This is a genomic window from Stutzerimonas chloritidismutans (assembly GCF_038562055.1).
In the GTDB taxonomy this organism is placed as follows: Bacteria; Pseudomonadota; Gammaproteobacteria; order Pseudomonadales; family Pseudomonadaceae; genus Stutzerimonas; species Stutzerimonas chloritidismutans_A.
Window position 1 is genome coordinate 53,161 of record NZ_JBCFXD010000009.1, and the last position, 14,567, is coordinate 67,727.

Sequence of the window (14,567 nt, forward strand, 5' to 3'; positions counted from 1 at the left end):
AACCCACTTCTATCTGGGATGTGGAGATTGGGCGGATCCTCGTCCGAAAACAGCAGGAATAAACATGAGCGAAAGCTTTGCAGAACTTTTTGAAGAAAGCCTAAAAACCCTCGACATGCAGCCGGGTGCGATCATCACCGGCATTGTGGTCGACATCGACGGTGACTGGGTCACTGTTCATGCCGGCCTGAAATCCGAGGGCGTCATCCCGGTCGAGCAGTTCTACAACGAGCAGGGCGAGCTGACCATCAGCGTGGGTGACGAAGTTCACGTTGCGCTGGACGCGGTTGAAGATGGCTTCGGTGAAACCAAGCTGTCCCGCGAAAAAGCCAAGCGTGCAGAGTGCTGGATTGTTCTGGAAGCGGCTTTCGCAGCTGAGGAAGTGGTCAAGGGCGTTATCAACGGTAAGGTTAAGGGCGGCTTCACTGTCGACGTTAACGGCATCCGTGCGTTCCTGCCAGGTTCCTTGGTTGATGTCCGTCCAGTGCGTGACACTACCCACCTGGAAGGCAAAGAGCTCGAGTTCAAGGTCATCAAGCTGGACCAGAAGCGCAACAACGTTGTCGTTTCCCGTCGTAGCGTCCTGGAAGCTGAAAACAGTGCCGAGCGTGAAGCTCTGCTGGAGTCGCTGCAGGAAGGCCAGCAGGTCAAGGGTATCGTCAAGAACCTCACCGACTACGGCGCCTTCGTGGATCTGGGCGGCGTAGACGGCCTCCTGCACATCACCGACATGGCCTGGAAGCGCATCAAGCATCCGTCGGAAATCGTTAACGTTGGCGACGAGATCGACGTCAAGGTGCTGAAGTTCGACCGCGAGCGTAACCGCGTGTCGCTGGGTCTGAAGCAGCTGGGTGAAGACCCATGGGTTGCCATCAAGGCTCGTTACCCGGAAAACACCCGCGTTGTCGCGCGTGTTACCAATCTGACCGACTACGGCTGCTTCGCTGAGCTGGAAGAGGGCGTTGAAGGTCTGGTGCACGTTTCCGAGATGGATTGGACCAACAAGAACATCCACCCGTCGAAGGTCGTACAGGTCGGCGACGAAGTGGAAGTCATGGTTCTGGACATCGACGAAGAGCGTCGTCGTATCTCCCTGGGCATCAAGCAGTGCAAGTCCAACCCATGGGAAGACTTCTCTGGCCAGTTCAACAAGGGCGACCGCATCTCCGGTACCATCAAGTCGATCACCGATTTCGGTATCTTCATTGGTCTGGACGGCGGCATCGACGGTCTGGTTCACCTCTCCGACATCTCCTGGAACGAAGCTGGCGAAGAAGCCGTGCGTCGCTTCAAGAAGGGCGACGAGCTGGACACCGTCATTCTCTCGGTCGACCCGGAGCGTGAGCGCATCTCCCTGGGCATCAAGCAGCTGGAAGACGATCCGTTCTCCAACTACGCCGCCGTCAATGACAAGGGCAGCATCGTTCGCGGTACCGTGAAAGAAGTTGACGCCAAAGGCGCCATCATCGATCTGGGCAACGATATCGAAGCTACACTGAAGGCCTCTGAAATCAGCCGTGACCGCGTTGAAGATGCGCGCAACGTGCTGAAAGAAGGCGAAGAAGTCGAAGCCAAGATCATCAGCATCGACCGTAAGAGCCGCGTTATCAGCTTGTCCATCAAGTCGAAAGACGTTGAAGACGAGAAGGACGCGATGAAGGAACTGCGTACCAAGCAGGACGTAGAGCCGACTGCCGGTCCGACCACCATCGGTGATCTGATCCGTGCACAAATGGAAAACCAGAACTAAGTTCTGTAATCCATTAAAAAGGGCGACCTCGGTCGCCCTTTTTTGTGTCTGGATTTTCCGTCTTGCGGTCTAGCAAGGTTTGGTGCTTCGACCCGGCTGTAGTCGTTAGGCAGCCACTGCCAGCGGTTAACGTCTGACTGCCGGCCGGTTTCAAATGCGCGTCGTGCCCGTTGCCAGTGCTTGGTTTACCGCTAGCCAGCCATTCACTTCTTCTTCTCCTGCATGCTCAAAGGCCCGTTCGAGCAACCGCACCTGCTCGCGTCGCAATGCCTGTTCGAGCTTTGCACCTTCCGCGGTGAAGCGCAGCATGCGCTTGCGCTTGTCGTCATCGGCCGTCCTGCTTTCTACAAGGTGCATCTCGATCAGCTGGCGCAACGGCGTATTCAAGGCCTGCTTGCTGACCCCCAGGTAACCGAGTAGCTCCTTCACGCTGAGGTCTGGATAACTGGCGATAAAAAACAGGATCCGGTGATGCACCCGGGACAGTCCGCGTCGAGCAAGCATCTCGTCCGGCTTGGCGGTAAAGGCCTGGTAGCCCAGAAAGAAACTCTCCATGATCTGGCGTTGGACAGTGCTTTTTTTTAGGTCAGGCATATTGACGTATTCACGATAGGGGGCGTAATTTCGGTCAAGCAGTTTGACTCATTTTTCTTTCCCCTGCATCTGGTGCCCCATGGCCTTCTCCGAACGCGTCGACCGCCTGAAAAGCTCGCTGATCCGTGAAATTCTTGCTGCTGCACAGCGACCTGAGGTGATGTCGTTCGCCGGTGGATTGCCTGCCGAGCCCATGTTGCCGAAGGTCGATTGGGCGCCTATGCCAGCGAGCCTGGGGCAATATGGCATGAGTGAAGGGGAGCCCGCATTACGCGAGGCCATCGCTGCTGAAGCACGTGCCATCGGAGTTTCTTGTTCTGCCAGCCAGGTACTCATTGTCAGCGGTTCCCAGCAGACGCTGGACCTCGCTTCCAAACTGTTCATTGATCGGGGCACCGAGGTGCTGCTCGAGGCGCCGACTTACCTGGCTGCGCTGCAGGCCTTTCAGTTATTCGGTGCCGACTGTCTGGCAGTGGCGCAGGAAGCCGATGGTCCATCGCTGGACGCGCTGCGTCAGCGGCTGGAGCAGAACAAACCGGCTTTTGCCTATCTTATTCCAACATTCCAGAACCCTTCTGCGGTGCGTTATAGCGAGGAAAAGCGCGACGCAGTAGCCGCGCTGCTTGATGAGTTTGGCGTGACCCTGATTGAAGATGAGCCCTACCGTGAACTGGTATTCGACGACGGGCGGGCTCGTCCAATCGTTAGCCGTTTGCACAAGGCGAGCTGGATCTACACCGGGACGGTTTCCAAGACGCTGCTGCCGGGGCTGCGAGTCGGCTATCTGATCGCGACCCCAGACCTGTTCCCTTATCTGTTACGTCTGAAGCAGTCAGCCGACCTGCACACCAATCGCATTGGTCAGTGGCAGGCACTTCAATGGCTTGGCAGTGAGCAATATCGGCTGCACCTAGGCGAGCTGCGCAGCTTCTACCGCCTGCGTCGGGATGCCATGCAAGCGGCGTTGGCTGAACATTTCACTGATCTCGCCGATTGGTTGGTACCACAGGGCGGGCTTTTCTTCTGGCTGCAGCTGAAACAATCGATCGACACCCGAACGCTGCTTGATTCGGCGCTAGCACAGGACGTGGTGTTCATGCCGGGCGAGCCGTTCTTCGTCGACCCCGAACAGAATCTCGGATATCTGCGGCTTAACTTCAGTCACGTCGCACCAGAGCGCCTTGATGAAGGTGTTCGCCGGCTGGCAGGGGTAATCCGAGAGGCGCTGTTGGTCGAAGCAGCCTAGTTCAGGCGCGGTGGGAACAGCCGCTGGAGGGGCAAATGACTTACAAGGTTTATGGCGACCATCGGTCCGGCAATTGCTACAAAGTGAAGCTGATGCTGCACTTGATCGGGCGGGCCTATGAGTGGATTCCGGTGGATATCCTGCGCGGTGAAAGCCGCGAGGCTGCCTTTCTGGAAAAGAATCCCAACGGCAAGATTCCGGTGCTCGAACTGCAAGACGGTACCTGCCTATGGGAATCGAATGCGATTCTGAATTTTCTTGCCGAAGGAAGCGAATTTCTGCCGGCCGATGCCCGCTTGCGGACCCAGGTGCTGCAGTGGCAGTTCTTCGAGCAATACAGCCATGAACCCTTTATCGCTGTAGCGCGCTTCATCAAGGTTTACCTCGAGCTGCCTGATGATCGCCTTGATGAGTATGCAGCCAAGCAGCTGGATGGCTATCACGCGCTCGATGTGATGGAGCAGCAACTGCTTCGCACGTCATATCTGGTTGGCGAGCGTTACTCGATCGCGGATGTGGCGCTCTATGCTTATACCCATGTAGCCGAGGAGGGTGGCTTCAGCCTTGATCGCTACCCGGCCATCAGCGCTTGGCTGCAGCGTGTAGAACGTCACCCGCGCCATGTCGGTATGTACGATTAAGGCCAAACGTGACCGCGGGATTAAGGCGCTAGCCTCACGCGGGCACGCTTAGGCACACTGCCTTGCAGCTTATTTGACCAAGCCGAGAAATTCGCTGCGGGTCGCAGCATTCTCGCGAAATTGGCCGAGCATGACCGAGGTGACCATCGATGAGTTCTGTTTCTCGACGCCGCGCATCATCATGCACATGTGCTGCGCTTCGATCACCACAGCGACCCCCCATGCACCTGTAACCTGCTGAATCGCTTCTGCAATCTCGCGGGTGAGATTTTCCTGGATCTGCAGCCGGCGCGCATACATGTCTACGATGCGGGCGACTTTCGACAGGCCGAGCACCTTGCCGTTGGGCAAATAGGCGACATGAGCCTTGCCGATGAAGGGCAGCATGTGATGCTCGCACAACGAATAGAGTTCGATGTTCTTGACCAGCACCATTTCGCTGTTGTCGGAGCTGAACAGTGCGCCATTTGTAACGTCCTCCAGCGTCTGCTGGTAGCCCTTGCACAGGTACTGCATGGCTTTGGCGGCCCGCTTGGGCGTATCGAGCAGACCCTCGCGGTTGACGTCCTCACCCAGTTGGCCAAGGATCGCGGTGTAATGTGTTTCCAGAGACATTTGTCTACCTGTCAGGCTTGCAAATAAGCGCGAGTGCGAAGGTTAGGGACTTGACGGCTGGGCTGCAAGCAGCGCGCGCCTTATTAGAGAGGTTCATGAGTGGCCGCGCCAGGGTTACTCGTCGCGCCCTTCGAGCATGGTTCGTTTGAGCATCACATACACCGCGCCGGTACCGCCGTGTCTAGGCACGCAAGAGGCGAAGCCCAACACCTGAGAGTGCTGGCGTAACCAGGTATTGACGTGGCTTTTGATCAAAGGACGCTTGCCGTCCTTTCGTGCTGCCTTGCCATGGGTTACGCGCACGCAGCGAATCTCGAGTTTGCTCGCTTCGGCGAGAAAATCCCAAAGCAGCTCACGGGCTTTCTCGACGCTCAGTCCATGCAAATCCAGGCTGCCCTCGAACGGGATTTGTCCCGCTTTCAGCTTGCGCATCTGGCTGTCCTGAACACCGTCGCGGACCCAGTACAGTTCGTCTTCAGCCGCAACATCAATTACAAACTGATCAGACAGCCCGTCGATCCGGATCTCGCCGTCGCTGATCGAGGCGTTGGCCCGCAGCGTGGCGATCTGTGCCTTGTTGCTGCGTGGTTTGCCCGTCTCAGCCCGGTCGTGCTCAATCGGCTTGACGCCACGCACAGCTGATCTGAACAGTGAAAAATCATCGTCTTGCATGAGGCCTCCGCGTTAGTCGGCCATTTTATCGCAAAGCTTTGGTCGAGAGCCGCATCCATTGCCGACGACGACATGGGGCTGGCCGACATCTCAGCGCCTTTTTCTGAGGCGCGGCGACAGGCTCAAGTCGTTCGGTGCGCGCGCGCGGCGGCGAGCTCGACGTCGGATGATCATGCCTAGGAGAAGTAGAGCCACGCCCAATGTCAACAACGTCACTGCGGCTTCTTTATCCAGCGGCATGCTAGCGAGGGCTTCGATTCCGCTAAACAGCGAAGCCGCGCCAATGCCGGTGAAGAGCACTCCAGAGACGATCAGCAGCAGGCCGAGCGCGGCCCCAAGTCGCGAGCCCCAGCTGCGGTGTTGGCGAGGGCGGAGACGGCGAGCATCGAATCCATCGGTTCGTTTCATTCCAGTTCGCTCCTCAGAACGGCTATCGCCCCGTCAAAAAACGCAGGCGAGGTAAGCAAGACGAGGCGAAAGCAGCCGAAGACGCCGGGTTTGACTGTACTTGAAGATCACGCTGAGATTTTTTTACGGCCGGGTTGCCAGGGCAGGCTAGGTATCAACAGCCTGCTACGTCTGAATCCACTAGGCCAGTCTATTCGATGTCAGATAACACTTTTCGGTTCGGTGCGGCTTAAACCAATGCGCCGGCATCAGCTACGCAGACCGCAAAGTTGTCCGCGAGAATGGTCATCTCCATGCGATGCACCTCTGCCGCCGCAATCGTGCCGTCTCCCATCGGCAGGTCGCGTGTGGCACAGGCCTTGTCAACGAGTGTGCAGCGGTAGCCGTAATCCTTTGCCGCACGGACCGTGGTGCTCACGCTTGAATGTGTCATGAACCCACAAACAATGAGGTCGAGGCGACCGTGCTGCTGCAAAAGTTCATGCAATCGTGTGCCGGCAAATGCGTTGGGCAGCGTTTTGCCGATCACCGTTTCGCCAGGAAGCGGCGCTGCCTCCGGCATGATCTGACCGCGCAGCCCTTGGGGATCGAACAGCCCGCCCGGAATGCCCAGATGGTGGACATGCACGATAGGAGCGCCAGCCGCGCGGGCTGCGGTCAGTAGCTCGCTGACCTGCTCAAGCGCGGAAGTCAGATTCGGTAGTGCCAGTGTCCCGGTCCGATATTCTTCCTGAACGTCAATGACGACAAGGGTCGCGTTGGCCAGAGTCGCTGGTGCATAACTGCGGCCACTGAGCTGAAGCATGGTCTGTGGCTTGGACATGACTGACTCCTTGTTCTGAGAGGGGCATGATTGTGGCGCCAGTCGCGCGAGATGTGAACAGCCAATAAGTGATGAATTGGTCATATAGATTGGTGTTATGGGCGTTTTGCCATCGCACATAACCGCAAAACTCGCGAAACGCGCGTGGCCATCGGCTAGACTTCCGCCCTTTTTAGAGGAGATGCCCCGTGACCGCTTCGCCTTCCCGTTTGCGTACCTTGCGTGATCATATTCGCTGGGCTGTCAGCCGCTTCCACGCCGAGCAACTTTTCTTCGGCCACGGCACGGACAACGCTTGGGACGAAGCGCGTCAGCTGGTACTGGGTGCCTTGCACCTGCCCTGGGAAATGGCTGACAGCTATCTCGATTGTCGGCTGGAAGACGATGAGCGCGAACATCTGCAGACTCTGTTGCAGCGACGGATCGAGCAACGCGTACCGACTGCTTATCTGCTAGGACAAGCCTGGTTCTGCGGGCTTCCATTCATCGTCAACGATCACGTGCTGATTCCGCGCTCGCCGATTGGCCAATTGATTGAACGACGCTTCGAGCCGTGGTTGGCGCAGGCGCCAGCACGAATTCTGGATCTCTGTACCGGCTCCGGTTGCATCGGCATTGCCTGTGCCTATGAGTTTCTTGATGCCGAGGTGCTGTTGGCAGACCTGTCATTCGAAGCGCTGGAAGTGGCCAATCGCAACATTGAACAGCATGGTCTGGAAGACCGGGTCTACACCGTTCAGAGCGATGGGTTCGATGGTTTGCCCAAGCAGCGCTTTGATCTGATTGTTTCCAATCCGCCTTATGTGGACGCTGAAGACTTTGCCGATATGCCTGCCGAGTTCCAGCACGAGCCGGCCCTGGGTCTGGCTTGCGGCGACGACGGTTTGGATCTGGTCCGCAGAATACTGGCGCAGGCGGCGGATCATCTAACGGAGAAGGGCAGCCTGATCGTCGAAGTGGGCAACAGCCAGGTGCATGTCGAGGCACTTTATCCTGAAGTCGACTTCACCTGGCTCGAGTTGACCGAAGGTGGACATGGGGTTTTTCTGCTCGCCGCGAGTCAATGCCGGGATCATCAGGCGCTTTTCCTAGAGCGGCTTGCGCAAAAGGGCAACTGAAGGTCGGCTCAGTACAAGGGTAGGGCTGTCAGCGGGTCGCGATCCAGATCAGTAGCCCGGCCTGAAACAGTGAGAACACAATCAGGCAGGCAATGGTGAATCGGAGGGTGCCGTCCTCTCGACGCAGTTTGCTCAGTCGCTCATGGGTCTCGCGAATCCGATTTTCCTGTTCGAGCAGGTTTCGATCAGCCTGCTCGAGCATGGCCGCCGCTTCTTGCAGTTCGATGATTTGCACCTTTTCGATGTTCCAGTCGGGCCGCAAGGCACTGACACGAGGTGCGCTATAGGTTGCCTTGGACTTCTGGGGTTCGGCGTAGAGTACGTCGAATCCTTGACTCAGCAGGCAATGATCGCGCCGCAACCGTGAATCTTCGCCGGTTATATCCTTAAGCGGCAGCGCGCCGCCTTCTACCAGATAGTGAGCCCAGCGTCGTTGTGCCCAAGCGGCCCCTTGCGCCAGAAGGAAGCGCCCGAGGCCACGGTTTATCGGTTCTACATGCAAGCCTGAATCGGGGCCGAAGCGCAGCTCCTTGGCTCGGTGATCGGCCCAGACCTCCAGCAGGTTGTGCTGCTTCGATAACACTTGTCCCGGTATGCGAACGATGAGTCTCAACAGGCTCTGCTCAGGCGTATGTCGTTCGAGCTGGGCCAGCTCCACGAATCGCAGCGGACGTGTCCCGCTGTCTCGATCGGTAGCCAGCGGAGCCAGACGGAGCAGCCGGAATCGATCCGGCGCGAGCGCGGCCCAGGGGTGCGGCTGCTGCGCTACCGCGGACGTCTGGGCGTCGTTTTCTTCAGGGGCTGTAGGGCTGTCGGTCATCTCGGTGTCCATAGGCCTGGCGGTGGTCAATGCGGCAGGCAAGGAGCGTATCGGCCGGCGGTCGCCTAACTGGAGGCTGGCAATACGCCGTGCTCGGTCAAGAACCGGCTGATCTGCTCCGTCAGTTCGTGCGCGATAGGTAATTCGGGACTGTTATAGGAGGCCATTTGGCCGGCGCGATCCTGAGGCGTGATGCGTAATACGTGTCCCATTCCTTTAATCAACGCCAGCTCGGCCTCTGGTCTGGCCAGTTTCAGCGCTTGCGCATCTCTGGAGCTGACCTGAATGTCGTGGGTGCCCTGAACAATCAACGCTGGTGCTGTGGTGTTGCCAAATGCTGTGGCCGGATCATTCTGGAACAAAGAGATTAGGTAAGGTTGAACGCTCGAGCGAAAAAGCACTTCCAAGGGGGCGGGCACTTGCTGGTGGCGCCTTCCCGCGTTCAATTCATCTATCAAATAGTGCGCGTGCGCCAACAGGGGGGGCGGTAGACGGCCCTGCAGTTGCTCTCGCAGCAGCGTATCAATGGGGCGACCGCTACCGGCAAGGCAGATCAACGCGGCAGGTTTGACGGTCGGTTCGGCCAGACTGGCAATCAACCCGCCTTCGCTGTGGCCTATCAGCACGAGCGCGGAAAAACGTGGGTCGGCTTGCAATAGTCGCGACCAGGCCACGGCATCGTCGACGTAATCTCCCACCTTCAACTGGCTTTCGTCTGGCGCCACCGCCTGGCTCTGCCCGACGCCACGCTTGTCGTAGCGCAGGCTGGCTATACCGCGCTTGGCCAGTGCCTGCGCCAGTCGCTTAAGGCTGTCGTTGTGTCCCAGTGGGTTGTTGCCGTCGCGGTCGGTCGGGCCCGATCCAGCTATCAACAGCGCGACCGGCAAGGGGGCGTCGCTCTTAGGCAACAGCAGGCTGCCATGAAGACGCCCGTCCGGCACCTGCACAGTCATCCTCTGATTTATCCACGTCTGGGCTTGGGCTAAGGGAGCGAACATGACGAGCAAGGCGATCAGTAAAAAGAAACGCATGGGCAAAAAATAAACCATCGTCGGAACGGGATACGAAGCGAGCTCGCGAGTCGGCGGGTTGGCAGTATGCGCTGACTGCGCAGGCAGCGAAACCTCCAGCGGCTCGGGTATACTTCCGCCCCCTCTTTAGGTCGATCGCGGAGCGCCCTGCATGTCCGGCAATACATACGGCAAGCTGTTCACCGTCACCACGGCTGGCGAAAGCCATGGTCCGGCACTGGTCGCGATTGTCGATGGCTGTCCCCCAGGCCTGGAGCTAAGCGCCGCTGACCTGCAGCGCGACCTGGACCGACGCAAGCCCGGCACCAGCCGGCACACCACTCAACGTCAAGAGGCCGACGAGGTCGAGATTCTTTCTGGCCTGTTCGAAGGGCGGACCACCGGTTGCCCGATCGGTCTGCTGATCCGCAACACCGATCAGAAATCCAAGGATTACTCGGCCATCAAGGATCAGTTCCGTCCCGCTCATGCCGACTACAGCTATCACCATAAGTATGGTCTGCGAGACTATCGCGGAGGTGGCCGCAGCTCAGCCCGCGAAACAGCCATGCGCGTCGCCGCCGGTGCCATTGCCAAGAAATACCTGGCGACCCTGGGCATCCAGGTGCGCGGCTACATGAGCCAGCTGGGCCCGATCGAAATTTCTTTCAAGACCTGGGACAGCGTCGAGCAGAACGCTTTTTTCAGCCCCGACCCGGATAAGGTTCCGGAGCTCGAGGCTTACATGGATCAGTTGCGTCGTGATCAGGACTCGGTTGGCGCGAAGATCAGTGTCGTCGCCGAAGGCGTTCCGCCGGGGCTTGGGGAGCCGATTTTTGACCGTCTCGATGCTGAACTGGCACATGCCCTGATGAGCATCAACGCGGTGAAAGGTGTGGAGATCGGCGCTGGCTTTGCCAGTGTGGCCCAGCGCGGTACCGAGCACCGTGACGAGATGACGCCGGACGGTTTCCTGTCGAACAATGCGGGTGGCGTTCTGGGAGGCGTTTCGTCCGGCCAGCCGATCATCGCGCATCTGGCGCTCAAAGCTACGTCGAGTATCACGACGCCAGGACGCTCCATTGACGTCGACGGCAACCCGGTTGAGGTCATCACCAAGGGTCGCCACGATCCATGCGTAGGTATCCGAGCCACGCCCATCGCCGAAGCGATGATGGCCATCGTTTTGCTGGATCATCTGCTGCGTCATCGCGGGCAGAACGCCGATGTGCTGGTGGGTACGCCGGTGTTGGCGCAGCTTTGAGCCTGTCGCTGGAGGCCTGAAGCTGGAAAGCGAGCAAAGCGCTCGCTTCGGCGTCACGTTTTCCAGCTGCTGGCTTGTTGCTTATGGCGGCTTCCATTCCTTACTGGCGTCTGTCCGGGTTCTATTTCTTCTACTTTGCGCTGCTCGGTTCGGCGGCGCCGTTTCTCGGCCTCTATTTCGACCACCTCGGCTTTTCTGCAGAGCGCATCGGCGAGCTGGTCGCGATTCCCATGCTGATGCGTTGCCTGGCGCCGAACCTGTGGGGTTGGCTGGGCGATGTCACAGGCCGACGTCTGGCGATTGTTCGGATTGGTGCGCTCTGTACGCTGATTTCGTTCAGCTTGATCTTCTACAGCAAGAGCTACGCTTGGCTGGCGCTGGTGATGGCGCTGCATGCCTTCTTCTGGCATGCCGTTTTACCGCAGTTTGAGGTCATTACGCTGGCTCATCTGCATGAGCAAGCGTCCCGCTATAGTCAGATCCGCCTGTGGGGTAGCATCGGTTTCATCGCTGCGGTGGTTGGGCTTGGTGCGCTATTCGAACACCTGAGTCTCGACATTTATCCGGCGGCGGTCCTGTTGGTGATGATCGGGATCGTGATCAGCAGCGTATGGGTACCCAATGCGGTGCCGGCGGAGCGCCCTGAGCCGGAGGGGCAGGGTGGCTTTCTTCGCCAGCTCTGCCGACCGGGGGTCTTGGCATTTTTTGTGTGCGTCGGACTGATGCAGGTCAGTCATGGACCGTACTACACCTTTTTCACCATTCATCTCGAAGCGCTCGGCTACGGGCGTGGCACCATCGGACTGCTCTGGGCACTTGGAGTGGTCGCTGAGATTCTGATCTTCCTGGTGATGGCGCGGTTGCTTGCGCGCTTTTCGTTGCGTCAGGTCCTTGCCGCTAGCTTTCTGCTGGCGGCGCTGCGCTGGCTAGTGCTGGGAACTTTGGCTGATCATCTTGGGGTGCTGTTGATTGCGCAGCTGATGCACGCGGCAACCTTCGGCAGTTTTCATGCGGCCGCCATTCATTTCGTCCAGCGCAGCTTTGGTCACCGCCAGCAAGGGCAGGGGCAAGCACTGTATGCGACCCTTGCTGGAGTGGGCGGGGCGCTGGGTGCGCTTTATTCCGGCTACAGCTGGGCCAGTCTCGGCCCTTTGTGGACCTTTGCCATTGCCAGCCTGTCAGCGCTCGGCGCAGCCGTTATCATCGTCTTCCCGCGCAGGAATTCGGCATGACCGCTATACCGTGGAGACCGTTATCGACGCTGGCCAGTTTCGCTATGGCAGCGGTTGGTCGCCAGCCATCAGCAGTAACGCCCGGCCCGTCTGATGAGCGCCGAGGTTCCGACATTTTTTTCCAACGCCGGGGCAGCTATCCCGACAGGAGACAACCAGTATGGGCATCCTTAGCGTTTATCAGGACACTGCGCCGGAGCAACCACTCAAAGTGCTCACTCATGTTGATGATATTGCGGCCACCCTGGCCGAAGTTGGTGTACACCTGGAACGCTGGGAAGCCAGCACGCCCATTCGAGCTGGTGCAAGTTCAGAGGAGGTAATAGCCGCCTACCGTCCGCAAATCGAGCGATTAATGGGCGAGCGCGGCTACGTCACGGTCGACGCCATCAGCGTGACCAGCGACTCTCCAGAGAAGACACCACTCCGTGCCAAGTTCCTTGAGGAGCACCAGCACGCCGAGGACGAGGTGCGTTTCTTTGTCGTCGGCCGCGGGCTGTTCAGCCTGCATATCGAGGACAGGGTGTATGCAGTGCTGTGCGAGAAAAACGACCTGATCTCGGTGCCAGCCGGAACCCGGCATTGGTTCGATATGGGCGAGCACCCTCACTTCGTTGCCATTCGCCTGTTCAACAATTCAGAAGGTTGGGTCGCGCAATTCACCGGAGAAGACATTGCCGGCCGTTTTCCGCGCCTGGACGATTTCTGATCCCGGCAAAGCCATCCCCTTACCAATATCGAAAACACCACCAGCGCAGTGAGGATCGTCTTCGGCGTGCTGTTCCCACGTATCGCGTGGTTCGATCGGCTTGCCGTCCGGCGGGATTCTCTTTCTCTTCGATATATGAAGAGCTTGATGCTGCGCAGTGCTAGCGCACCTGTGGCCTGCTGCGAGAGGGTAGTCTGGCTGGTCATCCAGCGGTCGCAGCTTCGTGGCGAACGATCCGCGCCGTGAGCAGATCGCATACTGAACCCTCAAACCCGCGTGGCATCCTAATTACGAACTCACTGTAATTTGGAGTCTTGTCATGACCGATGCCTTCGGCGGTATCTTCGGCCTGCTTATCCTGGCGCTGGATATCTGGGCAATCATCAGCGTGGTGCGTAGCGACAGCAGCACCGGAAAAAAGGCCCTCTGGATGTTGCTGATCGTCGTCCTGCCAGTATTGGGCCTGATCATCTGGGGCATCATGGGGCCGCGCGGCAATCGGCCTGATGAGCGCAACCTGAGACACTAACCGGTGGAGGCCTGGAGTGCCCTGCTGGCCTTGATCGTATTGGTGGCTAACCTGATAGCCATCGTGCAAATCTGGCGGAGTCGTATCGAGGTGGGTCGCAAGATCATCTGGAGTCTTGTCGTCGTCCTGTTACCCGTCGTCGGACTGGTCATGTGGTTCGTGGCCGCCGGACATTTCGCCAAGGTCAGGTTTTAGATGCGCATAGCCGTTCTGGTCGCGTTGCTGCTTTGGGCCGTTAGTGCCTGGAGTGACGAGGAGGCTGCTTGGGCTGCACTTCGTGAGGGCCGTGCCGTTCTGCTCATGCGCCATGCCTTAGCACCTGGGACAGGCGATCCGCCAGGTTTCGTACTGGAGGATTGCACAACTCAGCGCAATCTTGATCAGGCGGGCCGCCTGCAGGCAAAGCGATGGGGTGATCTGCTACGGCAAAACCGCATTACTGCGCCGCGGGTACTTAGCAGCCGTTGGTGCCGAGCGTTGGAGACGGCGGAACAGCTAGGCTTTGCGCCAGTTGAGCCGCTGTCGATTCTCGATTCGTTCTTTGTCCAGACCGACCGCAAGAACGAGCAGACCCAAGCCTTGCACATGTACCTGCGAGCATTGCCAGGCACCTCGCCCGTCGTGCTCATCAGTCATCAAGTCAATATCACCGCACTGACCGGGGTTTTCCCCAGATCCGGTGAGGCTTTGATCCTCGCATTGCCGATCAGCGATCCGCCTCGCGTTCTGGCGAGGCTCTCTCCGCCTTAGCCTGAACCGAGCGCGTCAGCATCTTTCTTGCACGTATTGCCAGTGTTGAGAGTATTCCTCAAGCGAATCGCATGACCACTTCAAGAGCAGATTATGACAGCAGTGGTCGTACGATGAACCAGCCGACGTCGTCACCCACTTGCACGGCGAGGCTGTAACGCTCTGGCTCCAGTACCTCGACACTCGGCATTAGGCGCAAGGCAAAGTGCCGATGAAGCTGAGGCCAGCTCCCATCAGGCGCTTTAGGGAAGTTGGATGTAAATCATCACTAGACGATAGCCAGTGGTGATGGGCTATCTTCATTAAGCGTCCCTTGAAGGCGGGCGGTTTCTCCTGTCATAAGACCAAAGTAGAGTGCGCCTCTCTGGAAATCGGGCCGAGTGCGA

17 protein-coding genes are annotated in these 14,567 nt (G+C 58.4%); 10 read left to right on the top strand and 7 right to left on the bottom strand.

The window, feature by feature from the left end; translation table 11 throughout:
* Positions 1-64: 64 nt before the first annotated feature.
* Complete coding sequence (gene rpsA / locus AAGW23_RS14570; protein ID WP_083380720.1) at positions 65-1,750, top strand: 30S ribosomal protein S1; 1,686 nt, start codon at positions 65-67, stop codon at positions 1,748-1,750.
* A gap of 150 nt (positions 1,751-1,900) precedes the next feature.
* Here the strand turns inward: rpsA and AAGW23_RS14575 are convergent, their stop codons facing one another.
* Entirely contained in the window at positions 1,901-2,344 is a 444-nt protein-coding gene (locus AAGW23_RS14575) for a MarR family winged helix-turn-helix transcriptional regulator (protein WP_319297014.1), read from the bottom strand.
* 79 nt (positions 2,345-2,423) lie between these two features.
* Here AAGW23_RS14575 and AAGW23_RS14580 point away from each other — a divergent pair, with 79 nt between their 5' ends.
* Together AAGW23_RS14580 and AAGW23_RS14585 are read left to right on the top strand one after the other, a co-directional pair.
* On the top strand, positions 2,424-3,590 hold the full coding sequence (locus tag AAGW23_RS14580) for a PLP-dependent aminotransferase family protein (RefSeq protein ID WP_342407125.1): 1,167 nt from the start codon (positions 2,424-2,426) through the stop codon (positions 3,588-3,590).
* A 35-nt stretch (positions 3,591-3,625) separates the two neighbouring features.
* The gene (locus AAGW23_RS14585) at positions 3,626-4,231 is read left to right on the top strand and encodes a glutathione S-transferase family protein (RefSeq protein WP_342407126.1); all 606 of its coding nucleotides are present in this window, start codon (positions 3,626-3,628) and stop codon (positions 4,229-4,231) included.
* Positions 4,232-4,300: 69 nt separating this feature from the next.
* On the opposite strand, the gene folE is transcribed toward AAGW23_RS14585, so the two are convergent.
* The 4 genes from folE to AAGW23_RS14605 all read right to left on the bottom strand — a co-directional run bounded on the left by folE (position 4,301) and on the right by AAGW23_RS14605 (position 6,749).
* Entirely contained in the window at positions 4,301-4,846 is a 546-nt protein-coding gene (folE, locus tag AAGW23_RS14590) for a GTP cyclohydrolase I FolE (protein WP_045427837.1), read from the bottom strand.
* Between the two features lie 114 nt (positions 4,847-4,960).
* Complete coding sequence (locus tag AAGW23_RS14595; RefSeq protein ID WP_342407127.1) at positions 4,961-5,518, bottom strand: Smr/MutS family protein; 558 nt, start codon at positions 5,516-5,518, stop codon at positions 4,961-4,963.
* A 90-nt stretch (positions 5,519-5,608) separates the two neighbouring features.
* Positions 5,609-5,926, bottom strand: coding sequence for a hypothetical protein (locus AAGW23_RS14600; RefSeq protein WP_342407128.1), 318 nt, complete (start codon positions 5,924-5,926; stop codon positions 5,609-5,611).
* Between the two features lie 229 nt (positions 5,927-6,155).
* Positions 6,156-6,749 carry a cysteine hydrolase family protein gene (locus AAGW23_RS14605; RefSeq protein ID WP_342407129.1) on the bottom strand — a complete coding sequence of 198 codons (594 nt, stop codon included), beginning with the start codon at positions 6,747-6,749 and terminating at the stop codon, positions 6,156-6,158.
* 188 nt (positions 6,750-6,937) lie between these two features.
* On the opposite strand from AAGW23_RS14605, the gene prmB reads away from it, so the two are divergent.
* Positions 6,938-7,867, top strand: a complete 930-nt coding sequence (prmB, locus tag AAGW23_RS14610) for a 50S ribosomal protein L3 N(5)-glutamine methyltransferase (RefSeq protein ID WP_342407130.1) — start codon at positions 6,938-6,940, stop codon at positions 7,865-7,867.
* 28 nt (positions 7,868-7,895) lie between these two features.
* On the opposite strand, the gene AAGW23_RS14615 is transcribed toward prmB, so the two are convergent.
* Entirely contained in the window at positions 7,896-8,687 is a 792-nt protein-coding gene (locus tag AAGW23_RS14615; RefSeq protein ID WP_342407131.1) for a hypothetical protein, read from the bottom strand.
* Between the two features lie 65 nt (positions 8,688-8,752).
* Positions 8,753-9,718 (bottom strand): alpha/beta hydrolase family protein, encoded by a 966-nt coding sequence (locus tag AAGW23_RS14620; RefSeq protein ID WP_342407132.1) that lies wholly within the window; start codon positions 9,716-9,718, stop codon positions 8,753-8,755.
* A 151-nt stretch (positions 9,719-9,869) separates the two neighbouring features.
* Here AAGW23_RS14620 and aroC point away from each other — a divergent pair, with 151 nt between their 5' ends.
* From aroC to AAGW23_RS14650, 6 genes are all read left to right on the top strand, one after another.
* Positions 9,870-10,961, top strand: coding sequence for a chorismate synthase (aroC, locus tag AAGW23_RS14625; RefSeq protein ID WP_342407133.1), 1,092 nt, complete (start codon positions 9,870-9,872; stop codon positions 10,959-10,961).
* Positions 10,962-11,044: 83 nt separating this feature from the next.
* A complete protein-coding gene (locus AAGW23_RS14630; protein ID WP_342407134.1) occupies positions 11,045-12,193 on the top strand; it encodes an MFS transporter in 1,149 nt (382 codons plus the stop codon).
* 160 nt (positions 12,194-12,353) lie between these two features.
* Complete coding sequence (locus AAGW23_RS14635; RefSeq protein WP_342407135.1) at positions 12,354-12,902, top strand: acireductone dioxygenase; 549 nt, start codon at positions 12,354-12,356, stop codon at positions 12,900-12,902.
* 319 nt (positions 12,903-13,221) lie between these two features.
* On the top strand, positions 13,222-13,431 hold the full coding sequence (locus AAGW23_RS14640; RefSeq protein ID WP_342407136.1) for a PLD nuclease N-terminal domain-containing protein: 210 nt from the start codon (positions 13,222-13,224) through the stop codon (positions 13,429-13,431).
* A gap of 3 nt (positions 13,432-13,434) precedes the next feature.
* On the top strand, positions 13,435-13,626 hold the full coding sequence (locus AAGW23_RS14645; protein ID WP_342407137.1) for a PLDc N-terminal domain-containing protein: 192 nt from the start codon (positions 13,435-13,437) through the stop codon (positions 13,624-13,626).
* Entirely contained in the window at positions 13,627-14,181 is a 555-nt protein-coding gene (locus tag AAGW23_RS14650; RefSeq protein ID WP_342407138.1) for a histidine phosphatase family protein, read from the top strand.
* The last annotated feature ends 386 nt before the right edge of the window (positions 14,182-14,567 follow it).